Annotated in this window: 19 protein-coding genes; 8 read left to right on the top strand and 11 right to left on the bottom strand. The window is 71.2% G+C overall.

From position 1 onward, the window contains the following. Positions 1 to 28: 28 nt before the first annotated feature. The 3 genes from AB0G04_RS04345 to AB0G04_RS04335 are packed head-to-tail and all read right to left on the bottom strand — an operon-like array spanning position 29 to position 4,691. The gene (locus tag AB0G04_RS04345; protein WP_360976061.1) at positions 29 to 361 is read right to left on the bottom strand and encodes a DUF952 domain-containing protein; all 333 of its coding nucleotides are present in this window, start codon (positions 359 to 361) and stop codon (positions 29 to 31) included. Further along, positions 358 to 2,532 (bottom strand): ATP-dependent DNA helicase RecG, encoded by a 2,175-nt coding sequence (recG, locus tag AB0G04_RS04340; RefSeq protein WP_360976058.1) that lies wholly within the window; start codon positions 2,530 to 2,532, stop codon positions 358 to 360. Before recG ends, AB0G04_RS04345 begins: the two co-directional genes overlap by 4 nt. Further along, positions 2,529 to 4,691 carry a DAK2 domain-containing protein gene (locus AB0G04_RS04335; protein ID WP_360976055.1) on the bottom strand — a complete coding sequence of 721 codons (2,163 nt, stop codon included), beginning with the start codon at positions 4,689 to 4,691 and terminating at the stop codon, positions 2,529 to 2,531. The genes recG and AB0G04_RS04335 overlap by 4 nt, the downstream gene beginning before the upstream one ends. A 192-nt stretch (positions 4,692 to 4,883) precedes the next feature. On the opposite strand from AB0G04_RS04335, the gene rpmB reads away from it, so the two are divergent. Continuing rightward, positions 4,884 to 5,075, top strand: a complete 192-nt coding sequence (rpmB, locus tag AB0G04_RS04330) for a 50S ribosomal protein L28 (protein WP_106316350.1) — start codon at positions 4,884 to 4,886, stop codon at positions 5,073 to 5,075. A gap of 300 nt (positions 5,076 to 5,375) precedes the next feature. Here rpmB and AB0G04_RS04325 read toward each other — a convergent pair whose 3' ends face one another. Further along, entirely contained in the window at positions 5,376 to 5,861 is a 486-nt protein-coding gene (locus AB0G04_RS04325) for a GNAT family N-acetyltransferase (protein ID WP_360976051.1), read from the bottom strand. Between the two features lie 18 nt (positions 5,862 to 5,879). Then, on the bottom strand, positions 5,880 to 6,818 hold the full coding sequence (locus tag AB0G04_RS04320) for a thiamine-phosphate kinase (protein WP_360976048.1): 939 nt from the start codon (positions 6,816 to 6,818) through the stop codon (positions 5,880 to 5,882). A gap of 98 nt (positions 6,819 to 6,916) precedes the next feature. On the opposite strand from AB0G04_RS04320, the gene AB0G04_RS04315 reads away from it, so the two are divergent. Both AB0G04_RS04315 and AB0G04_RS04310 read left to right on the top strand, forming a co-directional pair. Beyond that, the gene (locus AB0G04_RS04315) at positions 6,917 to 7,150 is read left to right on the top strand and encodes an Lrp/AsnC ligand binding domain-containing protein (protein ID WP_360976045.1); all 234 of its coding nucleotides are present in this window, start codon (positions 6,917 to 6,919) and stop codon (positions 7,148 to 7,150) included. Position 7,151: 1 nt separating this feature from the next. Continuing rightward, positions 7,152 to 7,778 (top strand): DUF3515 domain-containing protein, encoded by a 627-nt coding sequence (locus AB0G04_RS04310; RefSeq protein ID WP_360976042.1) that lies wholly within the window; start codon positions 7,152 to 7,154, stop codon positions 7,776 to 7,778. Positions 7,779 to 7,800: 22 nt separating this feature from the next. Here AB0G04_RS04310 and AB0G04_RS04305 read toward each other — a convergent pair whose 3' ends face one another. Further along, positions 7,801 to 8,895: a D-alanine--D-alanine ligase family protein gene (locus AB0G04_RS04305; RefSeq protein ID WP_360976039.1), complete on the bottom strand. Its 1,095-nt coding sequence runs from the start codon at positions 8,893 to 8,895 to the stop codon at positions 7,801 to 7,803. 121 nt (positions 8,896 to 9,016) lie between these two features. Here AB0G04_RS04305 and AB0G04_RS04300 point away from each other — a divergent pair, with 121 nt between their 5' ends. Continuing rightward, a complete protein-coding gene (locus AB0G04_RS04300; protein ID WP_360976036.1) occupies positions 9,017 to 9,505 on the top strand; it encodes a hypothetical protein in 489 nt (162 codons plus the stop codon). 79 nt (positions 9,506 to 9,584) lie between these two features. On the opposite strand, the gene AB0G04_RS04295 is transcribed toward AB0G04_RS04300, so the two are convergent. From AB0G04_RS04295 to AB0G04_RS04280, 4 genes are read right to left on the bottom strand one after another with little or no spacing between them, the layout of a single operon-like run. After that, the gene (locus tag AB0G04_RS04295) at positions 9,585 to 9,944 is read right to left on the bottom strand and encodes a hypothetical protein (RefSeq protein WP_360976033.1); all 360 of its coding nucleotides are present in this window, start codon (positions 9,942 to 9,944) and stop codon (positions 9,585 to 9,587) included. Continuing rightward, a complete protein-coding gene (locus AB0G04_RS04290; protein ID WP_360976030.1) occupies positions 9,941 to 11,044 on the bottom strand; it encodes a cystathionine gamma-lyase in 1,104 nt (367 codons plus the stop codon). Before AB0G04_RS04290 ends, AB0G04_RS04295 begins: the two co-directional genes overlap by 4 nt. After that, positions 11,041 to 12,033, bottom strand: coding sequence for an NAD(P)H-dependent glycerol-3-phosphate dehydrogenase (locus tag AB0G04_RS04285; RefSeq protein WP_360976027.1), 993 nt, complete (start codon positions 12,031 to 12,033; stop codon positions 11,041 to 11,043). The genes AB0G04_RS04290 and AB0G04_RS04285 overlap by 4 nt, the downstream gene beginning before the upstream one ends. Continuing rightward, complete coding sequence (locus tag AB0G04_RS04280; RefSeq protein WP_360976024.1) at positions 12,030 to 12,755, bottom strand: lysophospholipid acyltransferase family protein; 726 nt, start codon at positions 12,753 to 12,755, stop codon at positions 12,030 to 12,032. Before AB0G04_RS04280 ends, AB0G04_RS04285 begins: the two co-directional genes overlap by 4 nt. 221 nt (positions 12,756 to 12,976) lie before the next feature. Here AB0G04_RS04280 and cofC point away from each other — a divergent pair, with 221 nt between their 5' ends. Genes cofC through AB0G04_RS04260 form a run of 4 tightly spaced genes read left to right on the top strand, consistent with a single transcriptional unit; the run spans position 12,977 to position 17,118 of the window. Beyond that, positions 12,977 to 13,615, top strand: coding sequence for a 2-phospho-L-lactate guanylyltransferase (gene cofC / locus AB0G04_RS04275; RefSeq protein WP_360976021.1), 639 nt, complete (start codon positions 12,977 to 12,979; stop codon positions 13,613 to 13,615). 20 nt (positions 13,616 to 13,635) lie between these two features. After that, positions 13,636 to 13,833, top strand: coding sequence for a cold-shock protein (locus AB0G04_RS04270; RefSeq protein ID WP_360976018.1), 198 nt, complete (start codon positions 13,636 to 13,638; stop codon positions 13,831 to 13,833). Positions 13,834 to 13,888: 55 nt separating this feature from the next. Beyond that, positions 13,889 to 16,225 (top strand): RNA degradosome polyphosphate kinase, encoded by a 2,337-nt coding sequence (locus AB0G04_RS04265; RefSeq protein ID WP_360976015.1) that lies wholly within the window; start codon positions 13,889 to 13,891, stop codon positions 16,223 to 16,225. A gap of 14 nt (positions 16,226 to 16,239) precedes the next feature. Then, on the top strand, positions 16,240 to 17,118 hold the full coding sequence (locus AB0G04_RS04260; protein ID WP_360976012.1) for an NUDIX hydrolase: 879 nt from the start codon (positions 16,240 to 16,242) through the stop codon (positions 17,116 to 17,118). Here the strand turns inward: AB0G04_RS04260 and AB0G04_RS04255 are convergent. After that, positions 17,045 to 17,506, bottom strand: a complete 462-nt coding sequence (locus AB0G04_RS04255) for a hypothetical protein (protein ID WP_360976009.1) — start codon at positions 17,504 to 17,506, stop codon at positions 17,045 to 17,047. The genes AB0G04_RS04260 and AB0G04_RS04255 overlap by 74 nt on opposite strands. Positions 17,507 to 17,560: the final 54 nt, after the last annotated feature.

Here is a 17,560-nt window from a genome sequence, read left to right as displayed (position 1 = left end):
GTAGTACACCCCGGAGGGCGCGTCGGCCTCAGTGGCCGGCGCGCCCTTCCCATTGCGGAAAGGTCCCGTCGGCGCCCGGTGGGTAGGGATGCACGGCCACCACGGCGTCCTTGGGCATCCGGCCGTAGATGTGCGGGAACTGCCGCCCGTCCGGCTCCGGCGGATCGCCGTCCTCCCACACCACCCGGATCTCCGTCACGGAGATCTCCAGCAGGACCAGGTCGTCGCGGCCCCGGAAGATCCGGTTCGCCACGACGTGGACCCAGTCCGCCGGGGAGCAGTGGATGAACGGTGACTCCTCGAGACCGCCGTCGGCCTCGATGCGGGCCCACGCGTCACGCGGGCAGAGATGGAAGATCAACCCTTCTCCAGGTACTCGGCACGGTCCTCGTCGACCAGCGCGGCCACCGAGGCCGCCAGCGCCGGATAACGGGAGAGGTCGGGGTCGTCGCCGATCAGCTCGGACGCCTCGGTCCGGGCCTCCTTGATCAGCTTCTCGTCGCGCAGCAGCGACAGCAGCCGCAGATGCGAATGCTTGCCGGACTGGGACGCACCCAGCACATCACCCTCCCGGCGCTGCTCCAGGTCGATCTCGGAGAGCTTGAAACCGTCGGTGGTGGAGGCGACCGCGTCGAGCCGCTCCCGCGCCGCCGAGCCCTCCATGGCCTCGGTGTGCAGCAGGCAGATGCCCGGCGCCGAGCCCCGGCCGACCCGGCCACGCAGCTGGTGCAGCTGGGACACGCCGAACCGGTCGGCGTCCAGGATCAGCATCACCGTCGAGTTCGGCACGTCCACCCCGACCTCGATCACCGTGGTCGCCACCAGCACGTCCACGTCACCGGCGGCGAACCGGCGCATCACCGCGTCCTTCTCCTCCGGCGGCATCTTGCCGTGCAGCATCTCGATCCGCAGACCCTTGAGGTATTCGCCGCGCAACAGTGGCAAGACCTCGGTGACGGCCAGCGGCGGGCGCCGGGCGGGTTCGCCGTCCTTGGGCGGGGTGTCCTCGTCCTCCCCGATCCGCGGGCACACCACGTACGCCTGGTGGCCGGACCGGACCTCCTCCTTGATCCGCACCCAGGCGCGGTCCAGGTAGGCCGGTTTCTCCAGAGCCGGGATGACGTGCGAGGCGATCGGCGACCGGCCGCGCGGCAGCTGCGACAGCACCGAGGTCTCCAGGTCGCCGTAGACGGTCATCGCCACCGTCCGCGGAATCGGCGTCGCGGTCATCACCAGCACGTGCGGCGGTTTCGCGGCCTTGGCCCGCAACGCGTCCCGCTGCTCGACCCCGAACCGGTGCTGCTCGTCCACGACGACCAGCCCCAGATCGGAGAAGTCGACCCCCTCGTACAACAGGGCGTGTGTGCCCACCACGATCCCGGCCGTCCCGTCGGCGACCTTGGCCAGCGCCGCACGCCGGGCCGCCGCACCGAGCGAGCCGGTGACCAGGGTGAGCTGCGTGCCCTCCGGGTCGCCGTCCAGCTCACCGGCCCGGCCCAGCGCGCCGAGCTGGGCGCTGATCCCGCGGAAATGCTGGGTGGCCAGGACCTCGGTCGGGGCCAGCAGCGCGGCCTGCCCGCCGGCGTCGACGACCTGCAGCATCGCGCGTACCGAGACGAGGGTCTTGCCGGACCCGACCTCGCCCTGCAGCAGCCGGTGCATCGGGTGGGGCCGGGCCAGGTCGGCCGCGATCTCCTCGCCGACCTCCCGCTGCCCCTCGGTCAGCTCGTAGGGCAGCCCGGCGTCGAACTTCGCCAGGATCCCGGCGTCGGTGCGGGGCCGGGCGGTGCCGGGCGCCGCGGCGGCCCTCGCACGGCGTTGCACGAGAGTCAGCTGTACGGCGAAAGCCTCATCCCACTTCAGCCGGTGCTTCGCCGAGTACAGGCCGGCGTCGGAACTCGGCCGGTGGATCTCGCGCAGCGCCGTCCCGATGCCGACCAGGTTCCGTTTCGCGCGTACCTCGGCCGGCATCGGGTCGTCCGGCGGCTCGAAGGTGTCCAGCAGGGTCCGCACGCACTTGGCGATCACCCAGGTCGGCACCGCCTGCGCGGCCGGGTAGACCGGGATGAGCGCCCCCGCGAACTCCTCGATCTCGGCGGCCGCGTCGTCCTTGGACGCGTCCGCGCTCAGCAGCTGGTAGGCCGGGCCGTTGAGCTGACGTTTGCCGCGGAACTCGGTCACCTTGCCGGCGAACAGTCCCCACACGCCCTTGCGCAGTTCCCGTTCCCGCCACGCCTGGTTGAAGAACGTGCAGGTCAGCGTTGCACCGGAGCCGTCCCCGATGGTCACCTCGAGCATGTTGCCGCGCCGCTGCCGCATCGGCTTCACGCTCATCCCCTGCACCTGCGCCAGCACCGTGACCTGCTCGTCGACCGCCAGGCTGCGCAGGTCGGTGTGCTCGCCGCGCTGGTCGTACCGCCGCGGGAAGTGGTAGATCAGGTCGCCCGCGGTGTGCAGCTCGAGATGCTGCTCCAGGGCCTTCGCGGTCTTTGCGCCGAGCACTTTGGTCAACGGGGTGTCGGTCGTGGTCATTCGACTCCTGCCAACAGGTGGTAACGGGGCTGGCCGCCCGCGTAGCTCTGCAACTCGATGAACGGCCAGGTGCGGTGCACGTGACCGCGGAGGTCATCCTCGAGACCCGGTGGTGCGCCCGCCCCGAGCACGAGGGTCACCAGTTCGCCACCGCCGCCGAGCATCCGGTCGAGCAGGCGCCGGCTCACCTCGGCCAGGTCCTCGCCGATCACGTGCACCTCGCCGTCGACCAGGCCGAGCAGGTCACCGGCCCGGCACTGGCCGGCCACCGTGAACGCGTCCCGCTGGGCGGTGCAGACCTCGCCGTACCGGCAGGCACCGGCCGCCTCGGCCATCGCGATGACGTCGTCGGCGAAGGACCGTTGCGGATCCCGCACGGCCAGGGCAGCGAGCGCCTGGACCGGTGACCGGGTGGGGACGACGCTCACCCGGGCACCGGTGGCCTCGGCCTCCCGGGCCGCGGAGACGGCGACAGCCTGCGTGTTGGCGTCGTTGGGCAGCAGCACCACCGAACGGGCGCCGGTGGCGCGCACGGCGGCCAGCATCTCGGCCGTCGACGGGTTGCGGTCGACGACGACCGCGCCCTCCGCCTCGAACAGCGCCGTCAGGCCGTCGCCGGCGGCGACGACCACGGCACCTCTGCGATCACCTCCGGCCCGGTGCTCCTCCAGAGGAGTGACATTGATCTTGTACGGACGACCGGCGCCGATTCCCGCCTCGATGGCCGGTCCGATCTCCGTGACGTGCACGTGGACGTTCCAGGTCGGTGGATCGCCGTCGCCGGTGCCCACGATGACCAGCGAGTCACCTAGCCCGTCGAGGACGAGGCGCAGACGGTCGACAGCCTCGGCGGTGGCGTCCAGCAGGTACTGGACCTCGTAACCGAACCCGGCACACCCGTCCGGACGTTCCTCCCGAGCCGGGGCACTCCCGTCCGGACGTTCCTCCCGAGCCGGGGCGCTCCCGTCCGGCCGTTCCTCCCGAGCCGGGGCGCTCCTGTCCGGTCGCTCCTCCCAGGCCGGGGCACACCCGTCTGGACGTTCCTCCCAGGCCGGTTGGCGCTCGTGTCCCGTCTCCGGACGATCCCCGCTGGGCCTATCCGTGTCGCCCGCCAGCCGATCGCTTCCGGTTCGCTCCCACCGGCCCGCCGTCGGCTGATCGCTTCCTCTCCGGTCCCATCGGCCCACCGCTGGCTGTTCGCTTCCGGTTCGTGCCCATCGGCCGACCGCCGGCTGATCGTTTCCAACCCGGCCGGTCCGGCCCCCCGCCGCCTGATCGCTTCCAGTCCGACCTGTCCGGCCCCCCGCCGGTTGATCGCTTCCAGTCCGACCTGTCCGGCCCCCCGCCGGCTGATCGCTTCCGGCCCGGCCGATCCGACCCTCCGCCGGTTGATCTCCTCCGACGTCACGGGCGTGGCCCGCCGGCGGCCGGTCCTCGTCCCCCATCGGTCCGGGTGGGTCCTGCTCGGTCGCATCGTCGCCCGCCGCACGCCCCGGCGGGCTGCCGCCGCCGACGGCGTCGACCAGCGCGTCGAGCAGCACGCAGAGGCCCCGGCCGCCGGCGTCGACCACACCCGCCATAGCCAGCACCGGGAGCTGCTGCGGGGTGCGGGCCAGGGCCTCGGCAGCGGCACGCGCGGCCGCCCGGGCCACGGTGACCAGGTTGTCGGACTTGATCCGGCCGGCACCCTCGGCCGCCGCGGCGACCACCGAGAGGACGGTGCCCTCGACCGGCCGGGCCACCGCGGCGTAGGCGGCGTCCGTAGCCGTCCGCAGCGCCCGCGCCAGCTCGTTCCCCCGCACCGCGCCCCCGCCGGCGAACGCGTCGGCCATCCCGCGCAGGATCTGGGAGACGATGACACCGGAGTTGCCACGGGCCCCGAGCAGCGCTCCCCGGGCCATCCGCCGCATGAGCCCGCCCACACCCGGCGCTCCCCCGGTCTGCCCCGGATCGGCCGGATCGGCCGGCTCGGGGAAGTCGGGCGAGGAGGCCAGTGCCTCGTGCGCCGCGGTCAGGGTGAGCACCAGGTTGGTGCCGGTGTCGCCGTCGGGAACCGGGTAGACGTTCAGATCGTCGATCTCACGCTGATGCACCCGGAGCGCCTCCAGCCCACCGTGGCACCAGCGGCGTACCGCGGCGGCATCGAGGGTCTCCAGCACGCGAAAATCGTACTAACCACCCCTGACAATCGCCGGGCACGCGCCCTGACCGGGGGCGATTGGCTGTACTCCCCGGGGATCGGGTAACCTTGCCGGGTTGCCTGGGCGATGCCTCCCTGGGCGCCTTCAGAAACTGCCTCGACAGGCAGTCCTGGAGCAGGTCAGCTTTCGAATCACACCCAGGAGTATCCCGTGGCTAGCGTGTGCGACGTCTGTGGCAAGGGACCCGGCTTCGGTCACAACGTGCCGTGGTCGAAGAAGAAGACGAACCGCCGGTGGAACCCGAACATCCAGTCTGTTCGCACCCCGGCCGGTGGTGGCACCACCAAGAAGCTTCAGGTCTGCACCTCCTGCATCAAGGCCGGCAAGGTCGTCCGCGCCTGATCGAGGCCTGAGCAGGCCCAGTCGAAAGCCGTCGAGCCCTCGGGTTCGACGGCTTTTCGCCGTATCCAGCGTCTCGGCTCAGCGGCTCTCCGCTGTGAACAACGGCCCGCCAGCTGTGACACATCGCTGCCTCAACACACCCGAGACAACGGCGACAGCCAGCCCGAACCCGGCGGCTGGGACAGACCGCTGCCTCGAGGCGCCTGAGACAGCGGGGAGGGCCAGCCGCGGGGTGTGGCTGTGGCGGAGCGCTGCCTCGGGCCGCGGGTGACAGCTGTGGGGCACAGCCGCGGGAAGCGATCAGTCCGCGGCGGGCCGGGGCTGCGGCAGAAGGGGCTTGCCGTACGAGAGCACGTCCGGGTGATCCTTGTAGTAGCCGAAATTCTCGACGCGCACGTAACCGGCCGATTCGTAGAGCGCGACTGCCTCCGGCTGTCGGTCACCGGTCTCCAGGATCATCCGGCGGCAGCCGGCGCCGCGGGCGGATTCCTCGATCGCGGCGAGCATCCGGCGGGCGATGCCCCGGCCCCGCGCGGCCTTGGTGGTGAACATGCGCTTGAGTTCGGCGTCGTCGCCGTGGCGGCGCCACCCCGCGCTGGCGATCAGCTCGCCGTCGGCGACCGCCACGAGGAAGTCGCCGTTGGGCGCGGCGAAGTCATCAGCCGTGACCGGGGTGTCGTCGCCGGTGCCGCCGTACCGTTCGGAGAGGTCACGCAGGTTCTCCGCGACGAGGCTCTGCACCTCGGCCTCGTCGAACCGCACTGACTTGATCTTGATGTCCTGCACCCGGCCAGCGTAGTCACGTCAGCGGAAGTGATCCCAGCCCGTCCCGCCGGTCCAGGGCTTGCGGTCGACGGTGACACCCGAGCCGTCGTGCACCGAGCCGATCACCCGCCATTCCGGCGGCAGCGTCACCCCGGGCGGGAACGTCGCGGCCAGCGGATGGTCGTCGCCGCCGGCAAGCAGCCACTGGTACGGGTCGACGCCGAGCGCCTTGGCCGCGTCCCGCATCTGGCCGGGGAGTTCGAACGCGTCACTGCGCACGTCGATACCGACGACGCTCGCCTCGGCGATGTGACCGAGATCCTGGAGCAGCCCGTCCGAGACGTCGATCATCGAGGTCGCGCCGAGCCGCGCCGCCACGGGACCCGCCTGGTACGGGACGGCGGGGCGCCGGTACGCCTCCACGAGCAGTTTGGGCGTACGGAATCCTCGGGAGAGAACCGTGAGTCCCGCCGCCGCGTAACCGATCCGCCCGGCGAGGGCCACGACGTCGCCGGGCTGGGCGCCGCCGCGCCGGACCGGCTCGGCGCCGCGCAGGTCGCCGAGTGCGGTGACCGCGATGGTGAGCGTCGGGCTGGCCGAGGTGTCGCCGCCGACGACCGACGCGCCGACCAGCCCGGCTTCGGCGGTGAGGCCGTCGGCGAGTCCTTCGGCCCATGCGACGTCGAGGCCGACCGGCACGCACAGGGCCACCAGCAGGGCCGTCGGCACCGCGCCCATGGCCGCGATGTCGGCGAGGTTGGCGGCTGCCGCCCGGTGACCGATGTCGGCGGCACCGCACCAGTCACGCCGGAAGTGCCGGCCCTCGACCAGCACGTCGGTGGAGGCGACGACCCGTCCGTCGGAGGCCTTGACCACCGCCGCGTCGTCGCCGGGACCGATCAGGGTGGCGTCTCCGGTACCGAGCCGGGTAACGATTCGGCCGATCAGCCCGAATTCACCGGTCTCTGCGATGCTCACGTCTAAGTCCTTCGATGGTGGCGTGCCGCTGCCGCGCCGCTTCGTACGGTAGTTTCACGACCGGGGATCACCGACGCGGTGGCGGATAGGAGTCGATCGTGGTCCAGGCATACATCCTCATTCAAACCGAGGTCGGTAAGGCCCGTGACGTGGCCGCAGCGATCGAGAAGATAGCGGGAGTGGTTCGAGTCGACGCGGTGACCGGGCCGTACGACGTGGTGGTCCTCACCGAGGCCCACACGGTGGACGAGCTGGGTGGCCTCATTGTGAGCAAGGTCCAGTTCGTTCCGGGCATCACGCGGACGCTCACCTGCTCCGTGGTAAACCTCTGACATGGTGGATGTCGACACGCCGAAGCAGACCCCGGAGAAGGACCCGGCCCGCAGGGCAGCTGCCCTGTGGGCGACGGTGGTGGCCATTCCGGTGACACTGATCGTCGGCGCTGTCGCCTTCTTCACCATAATGCCTGACAATACGGACAAAACAGAAAAGCGGACGGTTCCGGTTCCGAATACCCCGGTAGTGATGGAAGCGCCACGGCTCGACGAGCGGGCCACCCAGGTCTGCCTGGCCGTGACGTCCCAGCTCCCGGCGAAGATCCGGGACCTTCCGGGCCGCCCGGTCACGGCCGGGCCCGAGCAGAACGCCGCCTACGGCGAACCGCCGATCACGGTGTCCTGCGGGGTCGCCCAGCCCCAGATGTGCAAGGTCCCCGGCGACTCCACCCCGGGCTGCGTCCCGCTGGAGACCGAGCTGCTTTTCATGAACAACGTCTGCTGGTACGGCGCACCCGGCACCGACGCGGCCACCCTCACCACGATGGACCGCGAGGTCCCGGTGCGGGTGACCGTGCCGTCGTCGTACGAAAATCCAGCCCAGTGGGCGAACGAGTTCTCCGACACGATCGTGAAAACCGTGAAGTCGAAGGATCCCGGCACCATGCCGAGCGGGTGCGAGTGACGGGCCGGCTGGTGCTGGCCGGCTAGTGCAGGCCGGTGCCCCGGCTGAGCGCGATCCGGATCAGCCGGTCCACCACCTTGGGGTACTCGAGGCCGGTGGCTGCCCACATCCGCGGGAACATCGAGTTCGGCGTCATCCCCGGCATCGTGTTGATCTCGTTGAGGAAGATCTGCCCGTCCTCGGCGAGGAAGAAGTCGACCCGGGCCAGGCCGGCGCAGTCAAGCGCCGTGAAGGTCCGCAGCGAGTACTCCTGGATCCTCCGGGTGGTCGCCTCGTCGAGCGGGGCCGGAATGCTGTACCGGCTGCCGTCCAGGTACTTCGTCTCGAAGTCGTACCACTCCACGTCGTCCATGTGGATCTCGGAGAGCAGTGAGGCCTCGGGCACGCCGCCGGCCTCGCCCTCGAGCACCCCGCACTCGATCTCACGGCCCACGATCGCGGCCTCGACCAGCACCTTGGGGTCGACCTGACGAGCCGCGGCGACGGCCGCGTCCAGCTCGGCCCAGTCGGTGACCTTGCTGATGCCCATCGACGATCCGGCCCGGGACGGCTTCACGAAGACCGGCAGGCCCAAGCGCTCTTTGTCGGCCTCGGACAGTGACGCCCCGGCACGCAGCACCGCGTACGGCCCGACCGGAATGCCCTCCGCGGCCGCCAGCTTCTTGGTGAACTCCTTGTCCATGGCCGCCGCCGAGGCGAAGACGTTCGCGCCCACGTACGGGATACCGGCCATCTCCAGCATGCCCTGGATCGTGCCGTCCTCCCCGTAGGCCCCGTGCAGCACCGGGAACACCACGTCCACGCCGGCCAGGTCGGAGACCCCGTCGGCGGGCTCGCGGACCATCAGCTCGCTCGACGTCGGGTCTGCGGAGAGCACCACCGCGCTGCCGGACTCAGCCGTGACCTCAGGCAGCGTCCGGCCGCTGATGGCGAGCCGGGAGGCGTCACCCGAAGCGAGGACCCACCGACCCTCACGGGTGATTCCGACCGGGACGACCTCGTACTGATCCGGGTCCAGAGCGGCCAGGATCGCACCGGCACTGACGCAGGAAATAGCGTGCTCAGTGCTGCGACCGCCGAAAACGATCGCGACGCGGGTCTTGCGAGGGGACGTCACTCTTCTCCGTGCCTTCCAGCTAGCGGGCATGCCGGGGGTGACCCTACTCTGCGTAAGCCGAATATGGGATCAGTGACGGCACTCATGACGATCACCCAAGGCAGCGGAGGACGAAGCGTCGATGGCTCCAGCACTCCACGTGATCGCGGGCCCCGGCCCGGGGCAGCTGGCGACGATGGCACACCCCGTGCACGAGCCGTGGACGCCGCAGGAGCTCGGCGCACTCGCGAAAGCCGGTGTGCAGGTGCTCGTCTCGTCCGCCGAGCCGGGCCCGGACACCGCCGGCATCGAGGTGGTGCCGTTCCCCACCTCGACCGGGTCGGCGCCCCCACCGGATACCGGGTCGCCCGCACCGGGTGCCTCTTCCTCGGCGGCGGCCGGTCAGCAGGAAGCCCACGAGGTGGTCGCGCTCGCCATCCGGCTCGCCCGTGAGGTGCGGGCCGGCCGTTTCGTGGTCACCCAGGCGGCGCCCGACAACGGCCGTTCCACCCTGCTGGCCACCATGACTCTCACCCTGCTCGGCATCCGCCCCGGCGAAGCCCTCCGCCGTACCGCCCCGAACGGGGAAGTGACCCCCGACTGGCTGCACGACTTCGTCGCGAACCACTAGCTGTCGCACACCGTTGTCTCAGCGGCGCTGAGACAACGGTGGCGCCCAGCCACCGAACCCGAGCCGCCGAACTCGGGCTTCAGGCGGTGAAGGTCTGGGGCAGGGCTCCGGTGTCCCACAGGGTGTCCAGGTGGGCCAGGAAGCCGGTCAGGCTGCGCTCCAGTTCGCGGCGTTCGGCGGCGGTCAGGGTCGCCAGCGGGTCGGAGAAGATCAGGCCCTCCGGGTGCCGGGCGCGGGTGCCGACGAACTTGTCGCAGGCACCGCACCAGACGTAACTGACAACCGTCGGCCGTCTGGCGTTCTCCGGGACCGTGAAGTAGGCCCGCAGCCGCCGCTGCCCGCACGACGGACAGTCCCGCTCGCCCGGATCGGTGAAGAAACTCTCGCCCCGCGTGAGCGCCGCCACCTCGTCGCCGCTGAAACCGCTCCAGGCGGTCATGCGGCGTCGAGAGCCGCGCCGATGTCGGCGAGCAGGTCCGCGGTGTCCTCGATGCCGCAGGAGAACCGGACGAACCCGGGGGACGTGTCGTCACCCCACTGGGCCCGGCGGTCGGCCGTGGTGTGCACCCCGCCGAACGAGGTGGCCGCGAACACCAGCCGGGCCGCCGACAGGAACCGGCCGACCCGCTCGGCGGTGCCGAGGTCGAACGACACGATGCCGGGGATCCGCCGCATCTGGGCCGACGCCACCGGATAGGACGGGTCGGACGGCAGTCCCGGCCAGCGCACCCCGGTCACGTCGGAGCGCGAGAGGAGCAGCTCGGTGACGGCCGCCGCGTTCGCGCTCTGCCGGGCCAGCCGCAGGTCGAGCGTGGCGATCGACCGGTGCGCCAGCCACGCGTCGAACGCGCCCGGCACGGCACCGGTCTGCTTGCGCCAGGTCTCCACCTTGCCGAGCAGCGCCGGGTCGGTCGCCGACACGTAGCCGAGCAGGACGTCGGAGTGCCCGGTGAGAGCCTTCGTCCCGGACGCGACGACCAGATCGGCGCCGAGCGCCAGCGGGTTCTGCCCGAGCGGCGTCGCCGTCGTGTTGTCCACGGCCACCAGTGCACCGGCTTCGTGGGCCGCAGCGGACAACGCCCGCACGTCGCACACGTCCAGTCCCGGGTTGGCCGGCGTCTCCAGGAGCACGAGCCGTACCCCGCCGAAGTCGGGGTAGGGCCCGGCCGTCGGCGCCAGCAGGGTGCGGACGCCCAGATCACGCAGGGTGCCTTCGGCGAATGCCCGTACGGTGAAATAGCCGTCCGCGGGGATCACGACGGTGTCGCCGGTCCGCAGAACGGCGAGGAGGAGTGCGGTGATGGCGGCCTGCCCGCTGGAGAAGACCAGCGTCGGCGCACCCTCGAGGGCTCCGATCGCCGTTTCCAGCGCCTGCCGGGTCGGATTTTCGGTACGGGCGTAACCGTTCGCCCCCGGCCCGGTGACCGGGTCCAGGTGGTAGGGCGCGGCGAACACCGGCCCGGGCAGGAACGGCTCACCGACCTCCGGCGTGGGGAGACCGGCGTGTACGGCACGGGTGCCGTCGGAGTACGAGCTCACTCGGGTTTCATCTCTCGTGTCATCAGCAGCTTGACCGCGACCCGCGGGTCCACACCCTCGTGGCACACGCGCTCGACCTGCTCGACGATCGGCATCTCGACGCCGTTCGCGCGGGCCAGGTCGCGGATGGACAGGCAGCTCTTGACGCCCTCGGCGGTCTGCCGGGTGGCGATCTGCGCCTGTTCCAGGGTCTCGCCACGGCCCAGGTGCTCTCCGAACTTGCGGTTGCGGGCCAGCGGCGACGAGCAGGAGGCGACCAGGTCGCCCAGGCCGGCCAGGCCGGCGAAGGTCAGCGGGTCGGCGCCGAGCGCGACGCCGAGCCGGGCGGTCTCGGCGAGCCCGCGGGTGATCAGCGAGGCCCGGGTGTTGTCGCCCAGACCGAGTGCCACGGCCATGCCGTACGCCAGCGCGATCACGTTCTTGCAGGCCCCGCCGAGCTCGCAGCCGATCACGTCGTCGCTGGTGTACGGCCGGAAGTAGGGCGTGGCGAGAGCGTGCTGCACCTGTTTGGCACGGCCCTCGTCGGAACACGCCACGACGGTCGTGGTGGGCTGCTCGGCGGCGATCTCGGGGGCCACGTTCGGCCCGGAGACGACCACCACCCGATCGGGTGCGACCCGGGCGGTCTCGACGATCACCTCGCTCATGCGTTTGAGGGTGCCGAGCTCGATGCCCTTCATCAGGGACACCACGGTCGCGTCGGACGGGAAGAGCCCGGCCCAGTCGGCGAGGTTGCCGCGCAACGTCTGGGACGGTACGGCGATCGCGATCAGTTCGGCCCCGCTCACCGCCTCGGCCAGGTCGGTGGTGGCCGTGACGCTGTCGGAGAGCCGGACGCCGGGGAGCGAGCCGTCGTTGCCGTGCTTGTCGCGGATCTCGGCGGCCACGGCTTCCCGCCGGGCCCACATGGTCACCGCCGAACCGGCCTCGCCGAGCACCTTCGCGAACGCGGTTCCCCAGGAGCCGGATCCGATGACGGCGGCCTTCATGGCGCTTCCTCCGCGGTAGTGGCCCGTCGCGCGGGCCGGTCGTAGAGCGCCGGCGGTTCGCCGTCGCGGATCTCGGCGAGCAGATCACGGACGCTCAGCATGATCTTCTCGGTCATCTCCTCGAGTACCGCACGGGTCGGCTCGAGGCCGGCCCACCGGCTCAGATCGACGGGTTCACCGGTGGTGACGGTGACGTGCGACCGGCGCAGTTTCAGCCGGTTGGTACGCGGATCGAAGATCGCCTGCGGGCCCCAGTTGGCGATCGGCACCACCGGGGCACCGGTGAGGAGTGCGAGCCGGGCCGCCCCGGTCTTGCCGCGCATCGGCCACAGGTCGGGGTGCCGGGTCGTGGTGCCCTCCGGGTAGATCACCACGGCGCCGCCCTCCCTCAACGCCTCGATCAGGGTGTCCAGCGACTTCACCGCCTCCACACTGCCCCGTTCGACCGGGATCTGCCGGGTCTTGGTGAGCAGGTACCCGATGATCGGAACCTGCCAGACACTGGCCTTGCCCAGGAAGCGGGGCCATCGTCCGGCCCGGTAGAGGTAGTGCGCGACGACGAGCGGGTCGAAGTGCGAGACGTGGTTCGGCACGAGGATGACCGGGCCGGTGGCCGGGATGCGGTCCTGCCTCAGCCACGTCTTGCGCGTCAGGACGGTCATGACTGGGAGCACCAGCATCACGGCGACACGCTGCCAGAAGCCGAGCCTGAGCCGTCTCATGGCGTCCCCCGTCCCTCGAACGGCGGCGTCCACTCCGCCTCCCGTCGTTCACCTGCGACGAAATCATGCCCGCTCACCTCCCCCGGGACCAGGCAGGGGTCTCCGGAATCACGTCCGATCGACGACTCCCCGCCGCTCCGCGGCAAGCCGCCGGTGACCGGAAGCGGGGGCGGGCGGCTCGCGGATCACGGCTGCGCGCGCCCGTCAGGCAGGATGGTCGGGTGCGGAATTGGACGGCTGTCATACCGGTGAAGCGGCTGAACGCGGCGAAGACACGCCTGCGCGGCGCCGTGCCCGCCGACCGTCATCCGGAACTGGCCCTCGCCATGGTGCGCGACACGGCGGCCGCGGTCCTGGCCGCCTCGTCGGTGGCGCGGCTTCTGGTGGTCACCGACGATCCGGAGGTCGGCGCGGCGGTACGCGAGCTCGGCGCCGGGGTGGTGCCGGATCCGGGCGGCGGGCTGAACGCGGCGATGCGGTTCGGTGCCGACGAGGCGGCCGGGCTGTCGGCGAACCGGGCGGTGCTGGCCGGCGATCTGCCCGCTCTGCGGCCTGGTCAGCTGGACGAGGCGCTGGCCGGGGTGTCCGGCCGTGGTTTCGTGCCGGACGCGGCGGGCATCGGCACGGTGCTCCTGGCGGCACGGGCCGGGTGGTCGCTGGATCCCCGTTTCGGCGGGCCGTCGGCGGCGGCGCATGCCGAGTCCGGAGCGACCGTGCTGCACGGGGACTGGCCGGGTCTGCGGCAGGATGTGGACACGGCCGCCGACCTCGACTCGGTGCTCACCCTCGGTGCGGGCCGGCGGACCTGCGGGCTGTTGCGTGAACTCGGCCGCGCCACGGAGTGCGCGCCGGCCGCCTGAGACGGGTAGCGTTCCGTCCCATGCAGGGGACGATCGCGAATTTCGACCCGGACACCCGCACCGGCTCGCTGTTGCTCGACGACGGCACCCCGCTGACTTTCGGCGCGGACGCCTTCAACCGCTCCGGCCTGCGGCTTCTTCGCCTCGGCCAGCGCGTCACGGTGGAGTCTGACGCGACTGGTGTGGTTCGGCGGGTGTTAATTCCCGGAGTGGCTTGATGTGATCATCCGGTAGTTCGTTTCACGTTTCTGCGGAAACGGCAATGATGGACCCATGACGACCCCGCCCCGGACTCCCGAGCCCCGCCGGCGTGGCCCCAACGGCCGCTTTCTGCCCAGGCCCGAGCCGACAGAAGCACAGCTGATCGAGGCCCCCGACCCCGCGCCCGCGGCCGAGACGGCCGATGAACCGGCGCCGGAGCCCGTGATCACCGAACGCGAGGTCGTGGAGCTCACGGCGAGTGAGATGGTGGCCGATCTCGCCGTCCCCGATCTGGACGACGACGAGGACGAGGACGAGCACGACGACGAGCCGGGCTACGAACTGCCGGAGGACCGTTTCCTCAACCGGGAACTGTCCTGGCTGGACTTCAACGCCCGGGTGCTGGCCCTGGCCGAGGACCCGGGCACCCCGCTGCTGGAGCGTGCGAAGTTCCTGGCGATCTTCGCGAGCAACCTGGACGAGTTCTACATGGTCCGGGTGGCGGGCCTGAAGCGGCGGCTCAGCGCGGGCCTGCCGATGCGCGGCGGCGACCGGTCCCCGCTGCGCCACCAGATCGAGATGATCACCGAGCGGACCGCCGACCTGGTCACCCGGCACGCGGCCTGCTTCGCTGACGAGGTGCGGCCGAAGCTGGCGGCCGAGAGCATCGAGCTGGTGTCGTGGAAGGAGCTCGACGCGGCCCAGCAGGGCCGGTTGCGGACCTTCTTCCGGGAGCAGGTCTTCCCGGTGCTGACCCCGCTCGCCGTGGACCCGGCGCACCCGTTCCCGTACATCTCGAGCCGGTCCTTGAATCTCGCCGTCGCCCTTCGTTATCCCGACGGCGACGCGCCGGAGCTGTTCGCCCGGGTCAAGGTGCCGAACAACGTGCACCGGTTCGTGACCGTGCAGAACGATCATCGCGGCGCGCGGTTCCTGCCCATCGAGGAACTGATCGCCGTCCACCTGGGCCAGCTCTTCCCCGGCATGCAGATCCTCGAGTGGCATCTGTTCCGGGTGACCCGCAACGCCGAGCTCGAAGTCGACGAGGACCGCGACGAGGACCTGCTGCAGGCACTGGAGCGGGAGCTCGCGCAGCGGCGGTTCGGGCCGCCGGTCCGGCTGGAGGTGGCCGCCTCGATCAGCGACCACGTGCTCGATCTGCTGGTACGCGAACTCGACATGGACAGCCAGGACGTGCTGCGGGTGCCCGGCCTGCTCGACCTGTCGTCGCTGTGGCAGGTGTTCGGGGAATGCGACCGCGACGATCTGAAGGACCGTCCGTTCGTCCCGGCGACCCACCCGCACCTGGCCGACGGGGAGGTGCCGCGCAGCGTCTTCAACCGGCTGCGCGAGTCCGACATCCTGGTCCACCACCCGTACCACTCGTTCTCCACCAGCGTGCAGCGGTTCATCGAGCAGGCGGCGGCCGACCCCCACGTGCTGGCGATCAAGCAGACGCTCTACCGCACCTCGGGTGACTCGCCGATAGTGGATGCGCTTGTCGACGCGGCCGCGGCCGGCAAACAGGTGGTGGTGCTGGTCGAGGTGAAGGCCCGGTTCGACGAGGTGGCCAACATCGCCTGGGCCCGGACGCTGGAGCGGGCCGGCTGCCACGTCGTCTACGGCCTGGTCGGCCTCAAGACCCACTGCAAGACCTCCCTGGTGGTACGCCAGGAGGGCAACCAGATCCGGCGCTACTGCCACATCGGCACGGGCAACTATCACCCCAAGACCGCCCGGCTGTACGAGGACTTCGGCATGCTGACCGCCGACCCGGAGGTGGGCGCCGACGTCACCGACCTGTTCAACGTGCTCACCGGGTACAGCCGGCAGACCACGTTCCGGCGTCTGCTGGTGGCGCCGCACGGTGTCCGCAAGGGCCTGCTCGAGCGGGTCGAGGAGCAGGCCCGGATCGCCCGGGAGGGCGGCGAGGCGCTGGTCCAGTTCAAGGTGAACTCGCTCGTCGACGAGAAGACCATCGACGCGCTGTACCGGGCCTCGCAGGACGGGGTGAAGGTCGATCTGATCATCCGCGGAATGTGTGCGTTGCGGCCGGGCGTCCCGGGTATGTCGGAGAACATCCGGGTGCGGTCGATCGTCGGCCGGTTCCTGGAACACTCGCGGGTGTTCCGGTTCGGTCCCGGCGCCGATGCGGAGTACTGGATGGGTTCGGCCGACCTGATGCACCGGAACCTCGACCGCCGGGTGGAAGCCCTCGTCAAGGTGACTCTGCCGTCAGCGCGTGAGGAGATCCGGCACGTGCTGGAACTGTCGATGGGCGAGCACACCGAGGGCTGGGACCTCGACGGCGACGGTGTCTGGCACCGCAACCAGGGCGCGCCGGGCCGTCCGCAGGTGCACCTCCAGGCCGCCATGCTGCGCCGGATCATCGGCAAGAAGAACACCTGAGAAGCACGGGCCACATGAAGGACGTGGAGCAAGCGGCCGGCGGTGTCGTCCACCGCCGGTCCGGCGATCGGGTCGAGGTGTGCCTCGTGCACCGGCCCCGCTACGACGACTGGAGCCTGCCCAAGGGCAAGCTGCACGGTGGCGAGCTGCCGCTTGCCGGTGCCCTGCGGGAGGTCGCGGAGGAGACCGGCGTGGCCGCGATCCCCGAGTTGCAGCTGACGGCCACCGACTACGTGATGCCGGACGGGCGGCCGAAGCATGTGGCGTACTGGCTCATGTCGGTGGGCGCGGAGGGCACGGTGTCCGGCACCGACGAGGTGGACGAGCAGGCCTGGCTCCCCCTGCCGGAGGCGGTCGCGCGTCTGACGTACACCGCCGAGAAGGCCGTCCTGGCCGAGGTCGCCGCGCTGCCGCCGGTGACCGCGGTGATCGCGCTGGTCCGGCACGCCCGGGCCGGTGAGCGGAGGAAATGGGCCGGCCGGGACGAACTGCGGCCGATCGATCCGGTCGGCGCCAAGCAGGCGGACCGGATCGCCTCCCTGCTCACGGCTCTGCGTCCGCGCCGGCTGGTGGCCGCGCCGCCGCTGCGGTGCACACAGACACTGGAACCGCTGGCGGCCGCGCTCGGCGACCGGCCGATCGTGAACGACGCCGCGTTCGCCGAGCCGTTCAGCCCCGACGGTCTGCCGGCCAGGGTGGCGGCGGCGCAGATCAGACTGGCCGAGCTGCGCGGGTCCGGACGGGTCGTGGTGTGCAGTCAGGGCAAGTTGATGCCGCACCTGCTGGCGTCCCTGTCCGGCACCGAGGACCACCATCCGTTCAAGACGCCCAAGGGCGACGGCTGGTTGCTGACCTGGTCCGGCGAGCGGTTGCTTGGTGCTTCGCGGCTGTGACCGCCCGGTGGGCCGAAGCGTCGGCCCGCCAGTACCCGATCAGGTCGCCGGTGAGCCAGCGGGCCTGCCACAGCTCGTCGCGGCGTGGTTCCCAGTCGCGATAGGGCAGCAGCGCGAGCCGCCAGCTGAGCACGCCGGCCAGGTACCAGCCGTAGAGGGGCACCGCCCCGGCGAGCCCGTCCAGACGCCGGTAAGAGGCGTACGGCGCACCCACGGCCACCGAGACGCCGGACCAGCCGCAGGTGATCAGCCAGTCCAGCACCGGCCAGCCGGTCCTGTCCTCGGCCAGGTCACCGAGTGTCCACCCGGGCACCACCGCGACCGCGAACAGCGCCGCGGCGATGACCGCCCGGCTGGTCAGGCCGCGTGGCCTCGATCCTCGCTGCATGATGCGGACGCTAGGGCCCCGGGGCGGGGCCGCGCCGGAACACCGAAAAGGCGT

Source organism: Actinoplanes sp. NPDC023801 (assembly GCF_040639655.1).
Classification (GTDB): domain Bacteria; phylum Actinomycetota; class Actinomycetes; order Mycobacteriales; family Micromonosporaceae; genus Actinoplanes.
This window is presented reverse-complemented; position numbering and strand designations above follow the sequence as displayed.

Coding starts and splice junctions, on each gene's coding strand:
- recG (WP_360976058.1), bottom strand. CDS start 2,532: ATGACCACGACCGACACCCCGTTGACCAAAGTGCTCGGCGCAAAGACC.
- AB0G04_RS04310 (WP_360976042.1), top strand. CDS start 7,152: ATGGTGGATGTCGACACGCCGAAGCAGACCCCGGAGAAGGACCCGGCC.
- AB0G04_RS04300 (WP_360976036.1), top strand. CDS start 9,017: ATGGCTCCAGCACTCCACGTGATCGCGGGCCCCGGCCCGGGGCAGCTG.
- AB0G04_RS04295 (WP_360976033.1), bottom strand. CDS start 9,944: ATGACCGCCTGGAGCGGTTTCAGCGGCGACGAGGTGGCGGCGCTCACG.
- AB0G04_RS04285 (WP_360976027.1), bottom strand. CDS start 12,033: ATGAAGGCCGCCGTCATCGGATCCGGCTCCTGGGGAACCGCGTTCGCG.
- AB0G04_RS04280 (WP_360976024.1), bottom strand. CDS start 12,755: ATGAGACGGCTCAGGCTCGGCTTCTGGCAGCGTGTCGCCGTGATGCTG.
- AB0G04_RS04270 (WP_360976018.1), top strand. CDS start 13,636: ATGCAGGGGACGATCGCGAATTTCGACCCGGACACCCGCACCGGCTCG.
- AB0G04_RS04265 (WP_360976015.1), top strand. CDS start 13,889: ATGACGACCCCGCCCCGGACTCCCGAGCCCCGCCGGCGTGGCCCCAAC.
- AB0G04_RS04260 (WP_360976012.1), top strand. CDS start 16,240: ATGAAGGACGTGGAGCAAGCGGCCGGCGGTGTCGTCCACCGCCGGTCC.
- AB0G04_RS04255 (WP_360976009.1), bottom strand. CDS start 17,506: ATGCAGCGAGGATCGAGGCCACGCGGCCTGACCAGCCGGGCGGTCATC.